18 protein-coding genes are annotated in these 17,321 nt (G+C 60.6%); 9 read left to right on the forward strand and 9 right to left on the reverse strand.

Annotated elements, in window-relative coordinates:
* Positions 1–122: 122 nt before the first annotated feature.
* The gene (locus DCO47_RS19010; protein WP_116658674.1) at positions 123–437 is read right to left on the reverse strand and encodes a hypothetical protein; all 315 of its coding nucleotides are present in this window, start codon (positions 435–437) and stop codon (positions 123–125) included.
* Positions 438–595: 158 nt separating this feature from the next.
* On the opposite strand from DCO47_RS19010, the gene DCO47_RS19015 reads away from it, so the two are divergent.
* On the forward strand, positions 596–2,041 hold the full coding sequence (locus DCO47_RS19015) for a SulP family inorganic anion transporter (RefSeq protein ID WP_116658675.1): 1,446 nt from the start codon (positions 596–598) through the stop codon (positions 2,039–2,041).
* On the opposite strand, the gene DCO47_RS19020 is transcribed toward DCO47_RS19015, so the two are convergent.
* Together DCO47_RS19020 and DCO47_RS19025 are read right to left on the reverse strand one after the other, a co-directional pair.
* Positions 2,009–4,231 (reverse strand): response regulator, encoded by a 2,223-nt coding sequence (locus tag DCO47_RS19020; protein ID WP_065616041.1) that lies wholly within the window; start codon positions 4,229–4,231, stop codon positions 2,009–2,011. The genes DCO47_RS19015 and DCO47_RS19020 overlap by 33 nt on opposite strands.
* Positions 4,232–4,416: 185 nt before the next feature.
* Positions 4,417–4,935, reverse strand: a complete 519-nt coding sequence (locus tag DCO47_RS19025) for a carboxymuconolactone decarboxylase family protein (RefSeq protein ID WP_064363615.1) — start codon at positions 4,933–4,935, stop codon at positions 4,417–4,419.
* A 130-nt stretch (positions 4,936–5,065) separates the two neighbouring features.
* Between DCO47_RS19025 and DCO47_RS19030 the strand changes: the two genes are divergently transcribed.
* Positions 5,066–5,881, forward strand: a complete 816-nt coding sequence (locus DCO47_RS19030; RefSeq protein ID WP_042609245.1) for an AraC family transcriptional regulator — start codon at positions 5,066–5,068, stop codon at positions 5,879–5,881.
* Positions 5,882–5,884: 3 nt separating this feature from the next.
* Here DCO47_RS19030 and DCO47_RS19035 read toward each other — a convergent pair whose 3' ends face one another.
* A complete protein-coding gene (locus tag DCO47_RS19035) occupies positions 5,885–6,778 on the reverse strand; it encodes a DMT family transporter (RefSeq protein ID WP_116658676.1) in 894 nt (297 codons plus the stop codon).
* An 89-nt stretch (positions 6,779–6,867) separates the two neighbouring features.
* Here DCO47_RS19035 and DCO47_RS19040 point away from each other — a divergent pair, with 89 nt between their 5' ends.
* Entirely contained in the window at positions 6,868–8,199 is a 1,332-nt protein-coding gene (locus DCO47_RS19040; protein WP_116658677.1) for a PLP-dependent aminotransferase family protein, read from the forward strand.
* A 40-nt stretch (positions 8,200–8,239) separates the two neighbouring features.
* Positions 8,240–8,617 (forward strand): cytochrome c family protein, encoded by a 378-nt coding sequence (locus tag DCO47_RS19045; protein ID WP_065616045.1) that lies wholly within the window; start codon positions 8,240–8,242, stop codon positions 8,615–8,617.
* A gap of 398 nt (positions 8,618–9,015) precedes the next feature.
* Here DCO47_RS19045 and DCO47_RS19050 read toward each other — a convergent pair whose 3' ends face one another.
* Positions 9,016–10,671 carry a diguanylate cyclase gene (locus DCO47_RS19050; protein WP_116658678.1) on the reverse strand — a complete coding sequence of 552 codons (1,656 nt, stop codon included), beginning with the start codon at positions 10,669–10,671 and terminating at the stop codon, positions 9,016–9,018.
* Between the two features lie 176 nt (positions 10,672–10,847).
* Between DCO47_RS19050 and DCO47_RS19055 the strand changes: the two genes are divergently transcribed.
* Complete coding sequence (locus DCO47_RS19055) at positions 10,848–11,183, forward strand: hypothetical protein (RefSeq protein ID WP_042609250.1); 336 nt, start codon at positions 10,848–10,850, stop codon at positions 11,181–11,183.
* A 74-nt stretch (positions 11,184–11,257) separates the two neighbouring features.
* Here the strand turns inward: DCO47_RS19055 and DCO47_RS19060 are convergent, their stop codons facing one another.
* Positions 11,258–11,737, reverse strand: coding sequence for a phage infection protein (locus tag DCO47_RS19060; protein WP_083352467.1), 480 nt, complete (start codon positions 11,735–11,737; stop codon positions 11,258–11,260).
* Positions 11,738–11,861: 124 nt separating this feature from the next.
* A complete protein-coding gene (locus DCO47_RS19065; RefSeq protein ID WP_116658679.1) occupies positions 11,862–12,431 on the reverse strand; it encodes a chorismate mutase in 570 nt (189 codons plus the stop codon).
* A 198-nt stretch (positions 12,432–12,629) separates the two neighbouring features.
* Between DCO47_RS19065 and DCO47_RS19070 the strand changes: the two genes are divergently transcribed.
* Together DCO47_RS19070 and DCO47_RS19075 are read left to right on the forward strand one after the other, a co-directional pair.
* Positions 12,630–13,988 (forward strand): MATE family efflux transporter, encoded by a 1,359-nt coding sequence (locus DCO47_RS19070; RefSeq protein WP_064363607.1) that lies wholly within the window; start codon positions 12,630–12,632, stop codon positions 13,986–13,988.
* A 74-nt stretch (positions 13,989–14,062) separates the two neighbouring features.
* Entirely contained in the window at positions 14,063–14,620 is a 558-nt protein-coding gene (locus tag DCO47_RS19075) for a YceI family protein (protein WP_042609254.1), read from the forward strand.
* A 4-nt stretch (positions 14,621–14,624) separates the two neighbouring features.
* Here the strand turns inward: DCO47_RS19075 and DCO47_RS19080 are convergent, their stop codons facing one another.
* Positions 14,625–15,110 (reverse strand): DUF3592 domain-containing protein, encoded by a 486-nt coding sequence (locus DCO47_RS19080; RefSeq protein WP_042609255.1) that lies wholly within the window; start codon positions 15,108–15,110, stop codon positions 14,625–14,627.
* 151 nt (positions 15,111–15,261) lie between these two features.
* Here DCO47_RS19080 and DCO47_RS19085 point away from each other — a divergent pair, with 151 nt between their 5' ends.
* Positions 15,262–15,948 (forward strand): GNAT family N-acetyltransferase, encoded by a 687-nt coding sequence (locus DCO47_RS19085; RefSeq protein ID WP_116658680.1) that lies wholly within the window; start codon positions 15,262–15,264, stop codon positions 15,946–15,948.
* Between the two features lie 64 nt (positions 15,949–16,012).
* Here DCO47_RS19085 and DCO47_RS19090 read toward each other — a convergent pair whose 3' ends face one another.
* The gene (locus DCO47_RS19090) at positions 16,013–16,453 is read right to left on the reverse strand and encodes a hotdog fold domain-containing protein (RefSeq protein WP_083352469.1); all 441 of its coding nucleotides are present in this window, start codon (positions 16,451–16,453) and stop codon (positions 16,013–16,015) included.
* 160 nt (positions 16,454–16,613) lie between these two features.
* On the opposite strand from DCO47_RS19090, the gene DCO47_RS19095 reads away from it, so the two are divergent.
* Entirely contained in the window at positions 16,614–17,237 is a 624-nt protein-coding gene (locus DCO47_RS19095) for a TetR/AcrR family transcriptional regulator (RefSeq protein ID WP_042609258.1), read from the forward strand.
* The last annotated feature ends 84 nt before the right edge of the window (positions 17,238–17,321 follow it).

Below are 17,321 nucleotides of genomic sequence, written 5' to 3' on the forward strand. Positions count from 1 at the left end.
CGCGATAGCGGTGTATCAGTCGCAACAGCAGTGACTGACAAAGCGCTATCGCGAGCAGGCTCACTCCTACAGGGATTAGGTCGGTCTCCACATCAGCGAACACCACGGTTGGGGATGATGCACTAAGCCCGGACGCGATACGCCTCACGCAGCAAACGCTCGATTTGCGCCAGTTCCCACGTGCTGAGCAGACTCACCGGGTCAGTGCCATAACGCTGCCATGTGTTCAGCGTCGCTTCGTCCCCGGCGCAGTTGCGAGCGGATTCACAGTGATGCAAGTGTCCGTCGGTGAAATCCAGCAGCAAACGCCAGCCCTCGATATCCACGGCAATCAGCCCGGATTCGGAAATCACCTCGCAGACTTCGAACGCAAGCACACCCAGCGCGGCTTCGCGCAGACGTTGACACACATCCCGGGCGGACAAAAACGCTGACATGCTGCAACCCGATTCAATGGACAAGCGTGCAAGGATAAGGCTCGCGCGAATCGGTGTCAGCGTTTCACTGGCCCGAGGCCGAACAATTCCGTAACATTCGCCTCCCTCTTTTTTCGCGAAACCGGCGGCCGCCCATCGGCCGCTCAGTCAGGTAAGCCATGAAACCGATTCGTCTGCGCGCCGATGTCCTGGCCGGACTCACCACCTCGTTCGCCCTGTTGCCCGAATGCATTGCCTTCGCGCTGGTAGCGCATCTCAATCCGCTGATGGGGCTGTACGGCGCGTTCATCATTTGTACGCTGACCGCTTTGTTCGGCGGCCGACCGGGCATGGTCTCCGGCGCGGCGGGGTCGATGGCGGTGGTGATCGTCGCGCTGGTGGTGCAACACGGCGTGCAGTATCTGTTGGCGACGGTGCTGCTCGGCGGGCTGATCATGATGGCGTTCGGGCTGTTGCGCTTGGGCAAACTGGTGCGCATGGTGCCGCATCCGGTGATGCTCGGTTTCGTCAATGGCCTGGCGATTATCATTGCCCTGGCGCAACTGGAGCATTTCAAAAGCGGCGAGCACTGGCTCAGCGGTACGCCGTTGTACCTGATGACCGGGCTGGTGCTGCTGACCATGGCCATCGTTTACATCCTGCCGCGCCTGACCAAAGCGGTGCCGCCGGCACTGGTGGCGATTCTTGGCGTTGGTCTGCTGGTCTACCTGTTCGGCCTGCCGACCCGCACCCTTGGTGACATGGCGCACATCGCCGGAGGTCTGCCGACCTTCGCTTTGCCGGACATTGCATGGAATTTCGAAACCCTGCGCATCATTGCCCCGTACGCGATCCTGATGGCGATGGTCGGCCTGCTGGAAACCTTGCTGACGCTGAACCTGACCGACGAAATCACCGAGACTCGTGGTTACCCGGATCGCGAGTGCGTGGCGCTCGGCGCGGCGAACATGGTGTCCGGCGCGTTCGGCGGCATGGGCGGTTGCGCGATGATCGGTCAGACCGTGATCAACCTCAGCTCCGGCGGCCGCGGGCGCTTGTCCGGCGTGGTCGCGGGTGTGTTGATTCTGTTGTTCATTCTGTTTCTGTCGCCGCTGATCGAGCGCATTCCGCTGGCAGCACTGGTGGGGGTGATGTTCGTGGTGTCGCAGCAGACCTTCGCCTGGGCTTCGTTGCGGGTGATCAACAAGGTGCCGCTGCACGATGTGCTGGTGATCATCGCCGTGACCACTATCACTGTGTTTACCGACTTGGCGACGGCGGTGCTCTGCGGGATCATCATCGCCGCGCTCAACTTTGCCTGGCAGCAGGCGCGCGAACTGTACGCCGATGAACATCTGGAGGCCGATGGCAGCAAACTCTATCGCCTGCACGGCACGCTGTTCTTTGCCTCGACCACGCCGTTTCTCAACCAGTTCGATCCGGCCAACGATCCGGCCAAAGTCACTCTCGACTGCCGGCATTTGAGCTTTGTCGATTACTCGGCGATTGCCGCGTTGAAATCCCTGCGGGAACGCTACGCCAAGGCCGGCAAGCAGCTACAGGTGTTTCATCTGTCGGAACGCTGCAAGAAATTACTCAAGCGCGCTGGCGTCGCTCACGACTGACGTCGCGGGCGTTGCCCAGGTCTTGCCGAGAATCCGCGAGACCTGTTCAGCGGAGTAGGGTTTGGCAAGAAATTCGAAACCTTCATAACCACTGCGCGCCAGTTCTTCGCTGTAGCCGGACGTCAGAATCACTGGCAGGTCCGGGCGGCGCTGGCGCAGCTCTTTAGCCAATGCGACGCCGGTAATACCCGGCATGACCACGTCGGAAAACACTGCATCGAACGCCATGGCATCGCTGCCCGCCAGTTGCAGGGCTTCTTCGGCGTTGGTCGCCCACGCAGTTTCATAGCCCAGGTCCTGGAGGATCTGATTGGCGAAACGGCCGACGTCCAGGTTGTCCTCGACCACCAGCACCCGGCGCTTTTCGCAGGCCGGCTGCACCTCGCCATCGTCCTCGGAGTCGTCCACTTCAGCCTCGTTCGCTGGCACTTGCGGCAAATACAAGGTGAACTCGGTGCCTTGGCCGAGCACGCTGGAGACGTCGACGTTGCCCCCTGACTGCTTGGCGAAGCCGAATACTTGCGACAGCCCCAGCCCCGTGCCTTTGCCGACAGGCTTGGTGGTGAAGAACGGTTCGAAGATGTGTTCCAGGGTGTGCGCCTCAATGCCGGCCCCGGTGTCGGCGAGGGCGATCGACACGAAGTGGCTGCTTGAACCGGCATGGCCGCGAATCGACGGCAGCGGTATGTGGCATTCCAGGCGCAGTTTCAGTTCGCCCTGGCCGTTCATGGCGTCGCGAGCGTTAAGCGCAATATTGATCAACGCGGTTTCGAACTGACTGAGATCGACGCGGATGTAGCAGGGATGAGCGGGGCGTTCGACGCACACATGAATCTGCGCGCCGGTGACCGATTCGAGCATGTCGCCGATGTTGGCCAGACGCTCCCCGGCATCGACCACTTGCGGGTTGAGCGGCTGGCGCCGAGCGAAAGCGAGCAACTGGCTGGTCAGTTTGGAGGCACGCTCGACCGTGTCGGAAACCGCACGCATATAACGTTGGCGGCGTTCCTCCGGCAGGTTGGGCTGACGCAGAAAGTCCACTGACGAACGAATGATTGTCAGCAGATTGTTGAAGTCATGGGCCACGCCGCCGGTCAATTGACCGATGGCTTCGAGCTTTTGCGACTGGCGTAGCGCCGATTCCGCCTGGGCCAGGCGCAGGCTGCGTTCTTCGACCCGTTGCTCCAGCGTCGCATTGAGTTCAGCCAGGGCCAACAGACCTTCGCGCACATTGGCGTCGGCGCGCACCCGCTCGATGTGCGCCCAACACCGTTCGGTCACTTCGCTCATCAATGCCTGCTCAAAGCGCGACCAGACGCGCGGTACCTTGTCGTGGACGGCCATCAGCGCAGTCAGGCGGCCCTGCTTGATCAGTGGTACACAAATCGTCGCGGTGATGCCGATGGCCTGAAAGGTCGCCGACTCTTCAGGCGGCAGTTCGCTACGGTTGTCGTGGATGACCAGCGGCTCCCCGGCGCGCAGAAGACGTACAGCCTTCTCACCGAAATCGCGCAAGCGGTAATGCCCGACGATGCTGGGCGAGCCCGGCGCGGCATAGTCGCCGCGAATGGTGAAGCCATCCTCATCGGCATCCATGTCGGCGTAAGCGCAGTTGGACAATTGCAATTGCTCGACCATCAGCCGCGTGCTCGCCGCCAGGATTGCTTGCGCATCGGTGGCATTGGTCACCGCGTTGCCGATGGCGTCGAGTACTGCCAGGCGTTGATTGAGATAGACGGTTTGGGTGGTCTCGGTGACCGTGTCGAGCATGCCCACGACATTGCCCAGCGAGTCACGAATCGGGCTGTAGCAGAAGGTGAAGAACGCCTGCTCCGGCCCGCTGCCGCGCTCGATGTTGAGGGCAAAGTTTTCGATATAGGTAGCGTGGCCGGCAAATGCCGCCTCGGCGATCGGTCTGATCTCATGCCAGGCTTCTTTCCAGATGTCGCTGAAAGGCCGTCCCAACGCCTGTGGCTTGTCGCCGAGAATCGGCACGAAGGCGTCGTTATACAGGGTGATCAGCTGCGGGCCCCAGACGATCGCCTGAGGAAAATGTGAGGCAAGACTGAGCGAGACGGTGGTCTTGAGCACATCGGGCCAGTGTTCCAACGGGCCGAGGGGCGTTTTCGCCCAGTCGTGACGGCGGATCTGCCCCGCCATCTCGCCGTTGTCTTGCAACCAGTCTGTCATGGGGTTCGTGTCTTCCCGGGCATTTGTCAGAGAACAAAGACCTGCGCGCAGGGTGTTTGGTTTCAGCGCACCAGACACTGTTTGCGCTACGAGTTTTCTGACATACATCATGGCAGCAAAAAACAGCGCTGGCGAAAAGAGCATCTTTTCGCCAGCGGATTTTTCTTCAGTTCGTGAGCGACTGCTCAGGCCTCGACGGCCGGGAAGTCAATGTCGGTCAGCGCAGTGTTGTTCAGGTAATTGGTCAGCGTCTGCACGGCTACCAGAGCAATCACTTCGATGATCTTGCGGTCATCGATACCGGCGGCGCGGGCAGCGGCCAATTGTGCGTCGCTCAAGTGGCCACGGGTTTCAGTCAACTGGCGGGCGAGGGCGGCGTAGGCATTCAGTTCGCCGTGACGTGCCGCGACGATGTCCTGTGTCGACAGCCCGGCCTTGCCGGCGAACACGGTGTGTGCGGACAGGCAGTAGTCGCAGCCGTTGACCTGCGAAGTGGCGAGATAAATCGCTTCTTTCTCTTGGGCGCTGAGTGAGGTCTTGCCCAGGATCGCCGAGGCTTGCAGGTAGGTGTCGAGTGCAACCGGTGCCTGGGCGAGGGTGGTGAAGACGTTGGGCAGGAAACCGATTTTTTTCTTCACGCCTTCCAGTGCAGGACGGACGGCGTCGGTGGCGGTGTCGAGGCTGATTGCAGGGATGCGGCTCATGGTGATTCTCCAGATTGCGCGGCGAAGTGCAGCGGCGATGGAGAGATCTTAGGGATTGCCGATAGCGCTTTGGCCGCAAATCGTCGAGGATATGCGGCAGATCGTCCAGATATGCCTTCGGGAGTCAGCCGTGGATCGCCTTTCTACGTTACTCAGTCACTTCGGCGTGAACGCCGGCACCTTTCACAGCGGCGCATTTTGCGGCGTCAGCGTTCACGAAGGCGAACCGGTCGGCCACGTGCATGTTCTGCAAGCGGGGGCGTTGCTGCTCAAGCCGGGCAATGAGCGGGAAATCCGTCTTGACCAACCGTCGCTGATTTTCTTTCCCCGGCCGTTCACCCACCGGATGTTTGCCGACGAGGCCATGGCCAGTCAGATTGTGTGTGCTTCGCTGACCTTCGACGGTGGCTCGGGCAATGCCCTGGCCGCCGCATTACCCGACTATCTGGTGTTGAAGCTCACCGATATTCCCGAACTGCGCAGCACCCTCGACTGGCTGTTCAACGAAGCTTTCGAAGGGCATTGCGGGCGCGTCGCGGTGATGGATCGCCTGTTCGAATTGCTGGTGATTCTGCTGCTGCGCCATCTTATCGGCAGTCGCGATCAGCAGCCGGGCATGATGGCCGGGCTGGCTGACCCGCGTTTATCCCGCGCTTTGAATCTGATCCATGAACAACCGCACAAGCCGTGGAGCGTCGCCGATCTGGCCGCAGCCGCGAACCAGTCCCGCGCCGGTTTTGCCGAGCAGTTTCGCCGCGTGGTCGGGCAAACGCCGGCCGATTACCTGTTGAGCTGGCGCGTCAGTCTTGCGCAAAAACGCCTGCGCGAAGGCCGGCCGATTGCACTGATAGCCGAGGAGGTGGGATATGAAAGTCCGTCGGCGCTGGCCCGGGCGTTTCGGCGCAAGACCGGACTCAGTCCTCGGCAATGGAAAGCCGAACACTGAACACTATCTGGCAAATTTCTTTGCCCCGGCCACACAGACAATCACCCCAAGCGTGACGCCGAGCATGCCCACGCTGACTTGCTCATGCAGCAACGTCGCCGCCAGTGCCAGACCAAAAAACGGCTGCAGCAATTGCAACTGCCCGACCGCTGCGATCCCACCCTGGGCCAGACCGCGATACCAGAACACGAAGCCGATCAGCATGCTGAACAGCGATACGTAACCCAGACACATCCACGCCGACACACTGATGTTGGCGAAAGAGGCGGGCGCCAGCCACAGGCTCAGCAGCGCCATCGGTGGTAACGACACCACCAGCGCCCAGCAGATCACCTGCCAGCCGCCGAGGCTGCGTGAGAGTTTCGCGCCTTCGGCGTAACCGAGGCCGCAGGCCAGAATCGCCGCGAGCATCAGCAAGTCCCCAGTCGGCGACGCGCTCAAGCCTTGGGACAGGGCGAAGCCCACCACCAGCGCACTGCCCAGGATCGAGAAGATCCAGAACACCGGTCGTGGCCGCTCACCGCCGCGCAACACGCCAAACATCGCGGTGGCCAGCGGTAGCAATCCTACAAAGACGATCGAATGCGCTGACGTTACGTGCTGCAACGCCAACGCGGTCAATAGCGGAAAACCCAACACCACGCCCAGCGCCACAATCAGCAGTGACAGCCACTGATGACGCGCCGGTCGCCGCTGTTTGAACAACAACAAAAGCCCCACAGCCAACACACCGGCAATCGCTGCTCGCACCACGGTCAAGAACACCGGGTCGAACTCCAGCACCGCCAGGCGTGTGGCCGGCAGCGACCCGCTGAAGATCAGCACGCCGATAAAACCGTTGATCCAGCCACCGGTTTTTTCCAGCGTCGGGTTGGTTGCGGTCGAAGTAGTGCTCATGGCGGTCGCGCTCGAGAAGTGGCTTGTGTCGCTGCGATCCTAGGGCCGAGAATCAGCACAATCAAAAAATTGTCATGGATACAGCCGACATGCCCAAGTCTCGTTACAAAGCGCTGGTTGACCGTTACGCGGCGGACATTCGTGGTGGACGATTGGCGCCGGGCACGCGATTGCCGACCCACCGGCAACTGGCCGCGCAGGAAGGACTGGCGCTGGTCACCGCCTCACGGGTGTACGCCGAGCTCGAGGCGATGGGGCTGGTCAGTGGCGAAGCCGGGCGCGGCACTTTCGTCCGTGAAACCTCGCTGGCGCCGGGGCAGGGTATCGATCAGAAAGACGTGGCGATCGGCATGATCGACCTGAATTTCAACTACCCAGCGTTGCCCGGTCAGGCCGAGCTGTTGCGCACGGCGTTGCGCCAACTGGCGTTGTCCGGTGATCTCGAAGCACTGCTGCGTTATCAGCCCCACGCCGGGCGTGCCCACGAACGCGCCTCGGTGGCGCGGCATTTATCGACACGCGGCGTGACGGTCGATGCCGGGCAAGTGCTGATCGTCAACGGCGCTCAGCAAGGCCTGGCGGTGACGCTGATGGCACTGCTCAAACCCGGCGATGTGATCGCCGCCGATGCGCTGACCTATTCGGGATTCAAGGTGCTGGCCGACGCGTTGTATCTGGAAGTGCTGGCGATCCCGATGACGGAACATGGCCCGGATCTTCAGGCGCTGGACAAACTCTGCCGCCAGCGGGCGGTGCGTGCCGTATACAGCATGCCGACGCTGCACAATCCGCTGGGCGCGGTCATGCCGCTGGAACAGCGCGAGCAATTGGTCGCGATTGCCCGTCGGCATGATCTGACGCTGATAGAAGACGCGGCCTACGCGTTTCTGGTCGAGAGCCCGCCGCGAACCTTGATCGACCTGGCGCCGGAACGGACGTTTTACGTCTCGGGTCTGTCGAAAAACATCGCCACTGGTTTGCGGGTCGGCTTTATTGCGGCGCCTTTGCCGCAAGTGCCGGCGCTGGAGAGGATCATTCGCGCGACGACGTGGAACACGCCCGGGGTGATGACCGCCATTGCCTGCGGCTGGCTCGATGACGGGACGGTCACGGTGCTTGAACAGCAAAAACGTCACGATGCGATGGCGCGTCAGGCCTTGGCGGCCGAGGTGCTGAAAGGGCTGCGCTATATCGCTCATCCGGCTTCGTATTTTCTGTGGCTGCCGTTGCCCGAAGACGTGCGCGCCGATCAGGTCGTGGTCGAGTTGATGCAACACCAGGTTTCCGTCACCACCGCCGAGCCGTTTTCCCTGTCGACCAATACGCCCCATGCGATTCGTCTGGCGCTGGGTTCGGTCAACATGGACGTGTTGCGTCAGGCGTTGACCACCGTCAGAACGATCGTCGGCGCTTATCTGTAAACTGCGCTCACGCCATGAAAAGCCGGGTTTGGACTGTTCAATGAAATTCACCACAACACTGTTTCTCGTTTTGATCTTCAGTGCCAGCGTCCAGGCTGAGGGCGACCCTGAAGCCGGGGCGAAGATCTTCCCGCGCCTGTGCGGCGGTTGTCATCAGGTCGGCGAGTCGGCGCGGCCGGGGTTTGGCCCGCAGCTTAACGGCATCATTGGTCGGGCGGCCGGGACTTCGGCCAATTATGTTTATTCCGATGCGATGAAAAATTCGGGGATTACCTGGGATCGGGCGACGCTGAAGGCGTATCTCGAAGACCCGAAAGGCGTGGTGCCGGGCACGCGGATGATTTTCTGGGGGCTGAGTGATGAGGAGAAGCTGGATAATTTGCTGGCTTATTTGCAGAGGTTCAGTGCTGAGCCCTAGTCGGGCGATGGTTTACCATCTGATTGGGTACATATCCATTGCTGCGGTAACGGCTGCTTAGGGTTCCGCCCTTACGGCGGGTCACCTTTTCCAGACGCCGAAAAGGTAACCCAAAAGGCTTGCTCCTGCGTTCGGCCCCTCGCAAGCTCGGGGTTCCTTCGCTGCGCGATCGATCCGGGCGCAGCGGCTACGGTTTGCTTCGCTGCACCTCCTTCCGCTGTGTCTGGCTGCGCCAGACGGTCGCTGCGCTCCCACGCCTAGATCAATCCCTCCACTCAGCCTTCCGACGTTGCCCGTAGATCAGGATCAAGAGCAGGCGAGCTGACACTCGACCTCATGGCGGGCGCGATCACCGTAGGAGCTGCCGAAGGCTGCGATCTTTTGATCTTGCCCTTCCCTCAGTGGACATGAAACGCCACCTGATTACGCCCCGCAGCCTTCGCCTGGTACAGCTGCTGATCGGCACGTTTGATCAGGGCCGTGTGGTTGTTGTCTGCCGGATCTGCCAGGCCGAGACCGATACTCACGGTGACGCTGCCGACGCCGGGAAAGTCTGCTCCGGCCACTGCCGTACGAATTTTCTCGGCGACGACTTCCGGGGTGTCGGGTTGCGCGACTTCCGGTAACAGTACGGCGAACTCTTCTCCACCGTAACGCGCGACGAAATCGGTGCTGCGCACGCTGTTCTGAATCAATGTCGCCAGTTGTTGCAGGACCTCATCACCCACCGCGTGGCCGTGGCTGTCATTGATGCGTTTGAAGTGGTCGGCATCGATCAGCAGCAGGGCATACGGACGCCCGGTGCGTCGCGACAGCAATGAGTACTCAGTGATTTTTTCATCAAACCGGCGGCGGTTGTAAACGCCGGTCAGGCCGTCGTGTGTTGCCAGGCTCAGCAGCTCGGCGTTGGCCTCGGTGAGCGCGGCGGTGCGTTGCGCCACGGTAGCTTCCAGCGAAGCGTTGGCTTCCTGCAGCTCGCGTTCCTTGCCGAGCAGCGATTGGGTCATCGCATCGATGGACTGGCCAAGCTGGGCGATTTCCAGCACTGGATGCTGCAGTTGGAAGTGTGCGCCGGTCTGGTTGTTCTGCACCTGTTTCGCCGAGCGTGCGAGTTGTTCGATCGGGCGGCTCAGGTACAGCGCCAGGTAATAAGCCACCAGCCCGAAAACGATGGCGGCGAATACGCCCAGTATCAGCAATTCATATAGCAACGTTCGCGCCGGTTGCAGGGCCGTCTCCAAGGGCTGACGGATGGCGATCGACCAAGACAGCGCCGTCCCCGATGGTGTCGGCACGGTGACCATACTGGTCAGGTAACCGTTGGCCGCCGTCCAGCCTGGCGTTACCGAACCTCTGGTCGCCAGTTGCTGGCCCATCAGTGCTTCGGGGTAAAGCACCTTGCCATCGTGGTCGACGATCAGTGCCTCGACATCCGGCGCCGAGTTTTTATGGGAAAACGCCGCCGAATCGACGATGCGCGTCACCCAGCTCCAGTGCGCATGCGCGCCCAGTACACCGATCACCTGACCTTCGGCGTTATGGATCGGCGCGGCGAAGTCGATAAAGCGCAGCGGCTCGCCATTGGGCAGGCCCGGCAACAACTTCGCCAGTAACACCGCTTCGTGGGGATCACCGGTGTATTGCCGGCGCAAGCCGATCTGGAACCACGGACGTTTTTGCACCGATTGGCCGACCAGCAGATCATTTACCGCTTGACGGACATTGCCTTCGGCATCGGTGACGCCCATCCACGCATATTCAGCACGCGCCTGGGTGCGCAGTTGCATCGATTTGAGGATGGCTGGATTGTCCAGATCGCCACGCTCCAGATGCGGGGCGCGGCTGAGCAGGTAAACCTCCAACTGCCGTTCGCGCAGTTGCTCTCCCAATAACGTCGCCGCCGACCGTGCCGTGTTCAGCAAGGCGTTGCCGCTGGCCTGTTTCATTTGTTCAGTGGCGATGTGACCGACATAAAAACCCACACTCAGCAGCGTCAGCAGGGACAAACCGCCGAACCAGAGAGTGAGATGGCTACGCAGACTGGCTTTGAACATGGAGGCGGGTGTCTGTCTTTATTGAAGTGGCGCCATGGTATGCGACATCCCCGACGCCCGGCCAGCGAACGGGTTCATAGAAATGCAAGATGCCTGATGCTAATGAGCCAGCATTTGCGTTAAAGTGCGCGCCGTCCGAGAGATGGATCCCGGGCGTTCCCCCATGGAGTTTTACTGTGAAATACCTCAGCAAAGTAGTCGCCGCCGCACTGTTCGGTGTGGTTCTGGCAGGTTGCACCGGCGCCCCGATGAAAACCTCACATTACGACAGCAACCAGTACACCGTGGTTGGCCACAGCGAAGCTTCGGCTACCGGCCTGCTGCTGTTTGGCGTCATCCCGATCCGCCAGAACAGCCGCTTCGTACGCGCGCAAGACGCGGCTATCAAAGCCAAGGGCGGCGATGCAATGATCAATACGCAGGTTCAGGAAAACTGGTTCTGGGCCTGGGTTCTGACCGGCTACACCACCACGATTTCCGGCGACGTGGTCAAGCTGAAAACCGCGCAATAAGCGACGGCTGAATGCAAAAAAGCCCGGCTGATCAGGCCGGGCTTTTTCATGGATGCTGCAGTAGTGCAATTGATTCATGCCACGCGGCGCTCGATCAGACGATCCGAGCCGCCTTCGGCAACGCGGCGCTCGATCAGACGATCCGAGCCACCTTCGGCAACGCGGCGCTCGATCAGACGATCCGAGCCACCTTCGGCAACGCGGCGTTCGATCAGACGATCCGAGCCACCTTCGGCCACGCGGCGTTCGATCAGACGATCCGAGCCACCTTCGGCAACGCGGCGTTCGATCAGACGATCCGAGCCACCTTCGGCAACGCGGCGTTCGATCAGACGATCCGAGCCACCTTCGGCAACGCGGCGCTCGATCAGACGATCCGAGCCACCTTCGGCAACGCGGCGTTCGATCAGACGATCGGAACCACCCTCAGCCAAGCGGCTTTCGATCAGCTTGTCCGAGCCGCCTTCAGCGACCAGAGTGTGCACGGGCGTTGCGGCAAAAGTGTTGACTGCGAAAACCGAGAAAGCGATGCCGAGAAGGATTTGGCGTTTCATGATCGTGTGCTCCAGGAAGTTGTTTGTTTGTCTGGAGCCGATGTTACGCCGCGCAGTTTTTATGAGAACTTCATTGACGTGATGGTGAACATCGACGCCGATGATGTTTGCTCTGACTCGCGACTCAGAGCGTTTTGGTCCGTACGCACAACTCGCCGCTGGCGCGGATCAGCGCCAGGTCATGCAACGCGTCGGTGGCCAGACCGCTGCGGACATTGGCCAGCCATGACGGGCAATCCGGATCCTGCCGATAGGGCGCGAACCCGGCGTACTGCCGTAACAGCCGCTTTTGCAGCTCATCCAGACGCGGGCGTATCTGTTTCGCCAGGTCCGGGCGCGGAATGTCGGGTGCCGCACCTGCCGCCTGCCATTGCGCGAGCAGACCGTACTGCACCAGTTTGTTCGCTTCCATCTGTGCGGCGATCAGCTGCGCGACATCGTCCGGGTCCAGTTCGTGTTCGGCGGCCAGCATCCGGGCGTTGGCGATGACTTGCGCCTCACGCGGGCTGTCCTGAATCGGTTTGCCGCTGTCCCACTTGGTCAGTGCAACCAGATCACCGATGTTCAAGCGTTCGTTCAGGGTGGCGAGTAAAGGTTTCAATGAGTCGGGTGCCGCTGCAGGTGCGGCGGCCTGAGTACACGCGGCGAACAACGCGAGGAGGGTAGTGACCAGAAAATTTGCAACCTTACGCATGAGCCGAGCCTCAATAAGTACCTGTCGGAAGAACCGTGATTTACCACAGCCGCACACTGACACAAAGCGGTCTCCGGCATTTACACAAATGCAAAACAGGCGATCAACACCGATTGGAAATGTTGATTGCACGCTGCACGCAACTCACCGAAGCTATCGTCAATCAGGCCTGCCGCCGTCGAGATGGACCTCCATTCAATGCAAAGCGCCACCTTCGCCAAGCCCCTCTGGCAAACCTATCTGCTGTTTCTTGCACCGATGGTGCTGTCGAATTTTCTGCAGTCGATGTCCGGCACGGTCAACAGTATCTACATTGGCCAGATGCTCGGCACTCAAGCGCTGGCGGCAGTGTCCGGGATGTTCCCCGTTGTGTTCTTTTTCATTGCCCTGGTCATCGGCCTCGGCGCTGGCGCGGGCGTGCTGATCGGCCAGGCGTGGGGCGCGCGTGAAACGCATCTGGTCAAAGCGATTGCCGGAGCGACGTTGCTGTTGGGAGTGTTGATCGGCCTGGTCGCGGCAGTGCTGGGCAGCGTATTTGCGCGACAGGCGCTGACGGGGCTGGGCACGCCGGCGGATGTGCTCGACGATGCGGTGGACTATGCCCACGTCATGCTGTGGATTTTGCCGTCACTGTTGGTATTCGTGCTGTTCACCCAATTGCTGCGCGGGGTCAGCGATACGTTGTCGCCACTGCTCGCACTGATCGTCTCAACCGCGGTGGGGCTGGCGCTGACGCCGGCGCTGATTCGCGGCTGGCTTGGTTTGCCGCCACTGGGCATCCAGAGTGCAGCCTATGCCGGGCTGGCCGGCAATCTGGCAGCGATGGCCTGGCTGGCATGGCGGCTGATCCGCAACGGCCATCCGCTGGCGCCGGACCGAGAATTCTTTGCAGCGCTGCGCCTGGACCGGGTGATCCTTGGCAAGGTCTTGCGCATCGGCCTGCCGACCGGAGTGCAGATGATCGTGCTGTCGTTGTCGGAGCTGGTAATCCTGGCATTGGTCAATCAGCATGGCTCGCAAGCGACAGCGGCCTACGGCGCGGTGACGCAGATCGTCAATTACGTGCAATTCCCGGCGCTGTCGATTGCGATCACCGCATCGATTCTCGGCGCCCAGGCGATCGGCGCGGGACATCTGCAGCGTATGAGCCCAATCCTGCGCACCGGGTTGTTGATCAACGTGTGCCTGACCGGCGGCCTGATTGTGCTGGGCTATCTGCTTTCGCACTGGTTGCTGGGCCTGTTCCTCACCGAAGACTCGACCCGGGCCATGGCCGAGCACCTGTTGCACATCATGCTCTGGAGCCTTCTGGTATTCGGTTTCCAGGCGATCATCGGCGGCATCATGCGCGCCAGCGGCACGGTATTGGTGCCAGTGTTCATTTCGATTATCTGCGTGGTCGGCGTGCAACTGCCGGCGGCGTACTGGCTGGACGGGCAGTTCGGTTTGCAGGGTGTCTGGATGGCGTTTCCGGTTGCCTACCTGGGGATGCTTGTTTTACAGACGCTGTATTACCGACTGGTCTGGAAGCATCAGAAGATCGAGCGGTTGATATAGGGGCTGGCACAACGGGCGGTTGTTTGCTTAAGTCAACCAAGGCCCTGGACGGCGCGCGACGCCCGGAGAACTCCATGTCGATGCGATTGCTGCTGGTTGCCGCGTTCTGGCTCTGTGCCACGGCCGGCGCGCAGGCTGCCCAATATACGCGCGTCAACACCAGCGCCAGCCAGATCAGCTTCACCTACCAGCAGATGGGCTCGCGGATGTACGGCACCTTCGGCAGGTTCGAGGCGATGCTGGATTTCGACACCGACAACCTCGCCACCGCCCGCACCATATTGCATATCGACCTCAGCAGCATCGACGCCGGAAGCGAAGACGCCAATACCGAGCTGGTTAAACCGGCCTGGTTCGACACCGAGAAATTCCCGCTTGCAGTGTTCGAATCCAGCCGTTTCACTCAGGTGGCCGAGCACCGTTACCAGATCGCCGGTCAGCTCACGCTCAAGGGAATCACTCGCGAGGTCGAGGTTCCGGTTGAGCTGAAACCGGACAACGCCATCGGTATTTTCGACGGCGAGCTGGTGCTCAACCGAGACGAGTTCGGCCTCGGAGCGGGGGAGTGGGCGGACAGCGTGGTGTCCAGGGACATCAACATCAGATTCAGAGTGGTGGCGCCGCAACAGTGACCGTTCAGTAGTACCGGTCTTGTTCCTTCATCGCCTGAATCTGCCAGAACGTCCGGCCGGAAATCAGCAGGAACAGCAGGGCGAGGATCACACCGCCGGTCATGATGTAAAAACCTGCGCGGTAGCTTTGCAGCTGAGTGGCGATGGCGCTTTTTTCCGGCATCCATGGCGAGACCAATAGGGCAATCGGGCCGTTGAGTTCGTACTGGGTGTGTTCGGCGTAGCGTTCGTCGACGAAATCACCTTCATGAAGCTGGCCGTGTTCGTCGGCATAGCGATAGTGAATGATCTTGCCGTTCTTGTTCATCATGATCTCTTCCAACTGCGTGACAGTGCCATCGGTTTGCGCGCCGTTGAAATTCAGCAGCGCATACAGAATGCCCTGATGGCGCGCCATGCCGGCCAATAACAAGACCACGCAGCAGGCGACGGTGAGCATGACGATGCGGTTGTAAAGATGATCTTTTGCGGCTTCGCGCGGGTAATACATGGCCCGATCCTTGGTGGTGAAATGAAGGGTGATCGTTACATCGGCCTTCGGCACCGGATCTTTAAACGGCGACCGACCCTGGCACGGTATGATGTCGCGGTCGTCGACGGCTCTGATCATCGGCAACGTTTTTTACCGCCGGAGTTTGCTCATGCCACGCATCACCCACTACACCTCCCCATGCCCCGAAAGCGTCAACAGCCAGATCCTGCAAATGGTCGTCGACTACCTCACCGACATCAGCGCGGTGGGCCTCAGCCCGAGCAATCTGCTGTACAACGTTTATCAGTACGCGGTCGGTTACGAGGTGCATCTGTATCTCGAAGCCTTGAATGGCCAGAAGGGTACCGAGGTGGAGTTGCTGGTGGCCACTGACGATGAGGATCCGGAGCAGGTCATCGGATTTCTCATCTGTCTGCCGGTGCAGGGCGATTGGGAGGCGTGTAGCGTCGCTTATATGGCGGTGCGGGAGGGGCATCGGCGTCAGGGGGTGGCGCGGGCGATGCTCGCGCACATGGTCGGGCGCTATCCGCATGCGGAGCTGGCCTGCAGCATCGGCAAGGTGCCGTACTTCGAGGCGCTGGGGTTTGAAGTGATCGGCCAGCGCGAGACGCAGGTGCTGATGAGCACGCGGCATTATCGCAGCAACGGCTTGCGCGGCTTTATCGACACCACGCCCATCTACCGGTCGCTGGAAGTGCAGCAGATTCACACCTACCTGCTGCAGAAGAATGGCAAGCGCGCGATGCTCGATGCGGAAAAACAACGCGACCGGCATCTGGATCAGACCAGTCGCCACGTTGAAGAATTTGTCCGCCAGCGCCTGACCCTGCACTGATCAACCGCCAATAAACAGCCCTTGCCGCGCACTCCGCAGCAAGGGCTTTTTTGTGCCTGCAATCTCAACCGAGCTTGACGTTCATGGTGATGCGCGCGGTGAAGACTTTCTTGCCTTCGGTATCGTGAATGTCGACGTTGACCACCTTGTCGCCATCGCTTTGCCAATCCACGCCTTCAGCACTGGCCACGGCGGTGACGTCGGTTTTCGCCTTCGCCAGGTATTCCACGGTCATGCCTTTGGGAATCCAGCGCGCGCCGGCCGGGATGGATACGTCGGTCATCATGCCGCCGGCCAGTTCCGCCGCATTGCACATGGCGATCGCATGCACCGTGCCGAGGTGATTGGTGATTTCCTTGCGAAACGGCACCTGCACCGTGGCGGCATTCGCACGCAGCTCGGAGATCAGCGGATTGATGCTGTTGAAGTACGGAGCGAACTGGCAGGCCATTTTGCTGAATGCATCAGGGCCGACACTGTTGAACATGCTGAGAGATTGACTCATGGAAAGCCTCGTTTAGGTTTTTACAGAATGATGTTCCGTTACAGAATAATGTTCTGTAACGGAACGGTATTCTGTTTGCGGCAAATCTGTCAACCTAGGCGCGATTTATTCGCGGGCACTCAACGCCTTATTCGAAATTTGTTCTCGGACCACAAGCAGCATGGACACCGCCGATCTACTCGAACGCAGCTACCCCGGCCGCCGCGCCGAACTCAAACGCGATATCTTTCGCAAGGCCCTGAGCCTGTTCAATGAACAGGGGATCGAGGCGACCACCATCGAGATGATTCGCGCCGAATGCGACACCAGCGTTGGCGCGATCTATCACCATTTCGGCAACAAGGAAGGGCTGGTCGCGGCGCTTTTTTTCACTGCGCTGGAGGATCAAGGGCGTTTGCGGGACGCGTATCTGGACGCGGCCGATACCACCGAAGGAGGCGTGCAGGCGTTGGTATTCAGCTATGTCGACTGGGTCGAGCAACAGCCGCAGTGGGCACGATTCCAGTACCACGCACGCTTCGCCGTAACCAAAGGCCCGTTCAAGGACGAACTGGCCGAGCGCAACAGGACGCGCAATCTGCGCTTGCGCCAGTGGCTGGCCGAACCGGGTCGCGCTGCCGAGCTTCAGGAATTGCCTGCCGAGCTGCTGCCATCGCTGATCATCGGGCAGGCGGACAGTTACTGCCGGGCCTGGCTGGCAGGGCGGGTGAAAGGCAGCCCGACGGACTATCGCGAAATGCTTGCGCAGGCGGCATGGCGGTCGATTCGCGCTGAGGTCTGCTGAGCACGTCCCCCTGTAGGAGTGAGCCTGCTCGCGATAGCGGTGTGTCAGTTAACCATTTGCTGACTGACACACCGCTATCGCGAG

The sequence above is a fragment of the Pseudomonas sp. NDM genome (assembly GCF_003105095.1).
Lineage (GTDB): Bacteria > Pseudomonadota > Gammaproteobacteria > Pseudomonadales > Pseudomonadaceae > Aquipseudomonas > Aquipseudomonas moraviensis_A.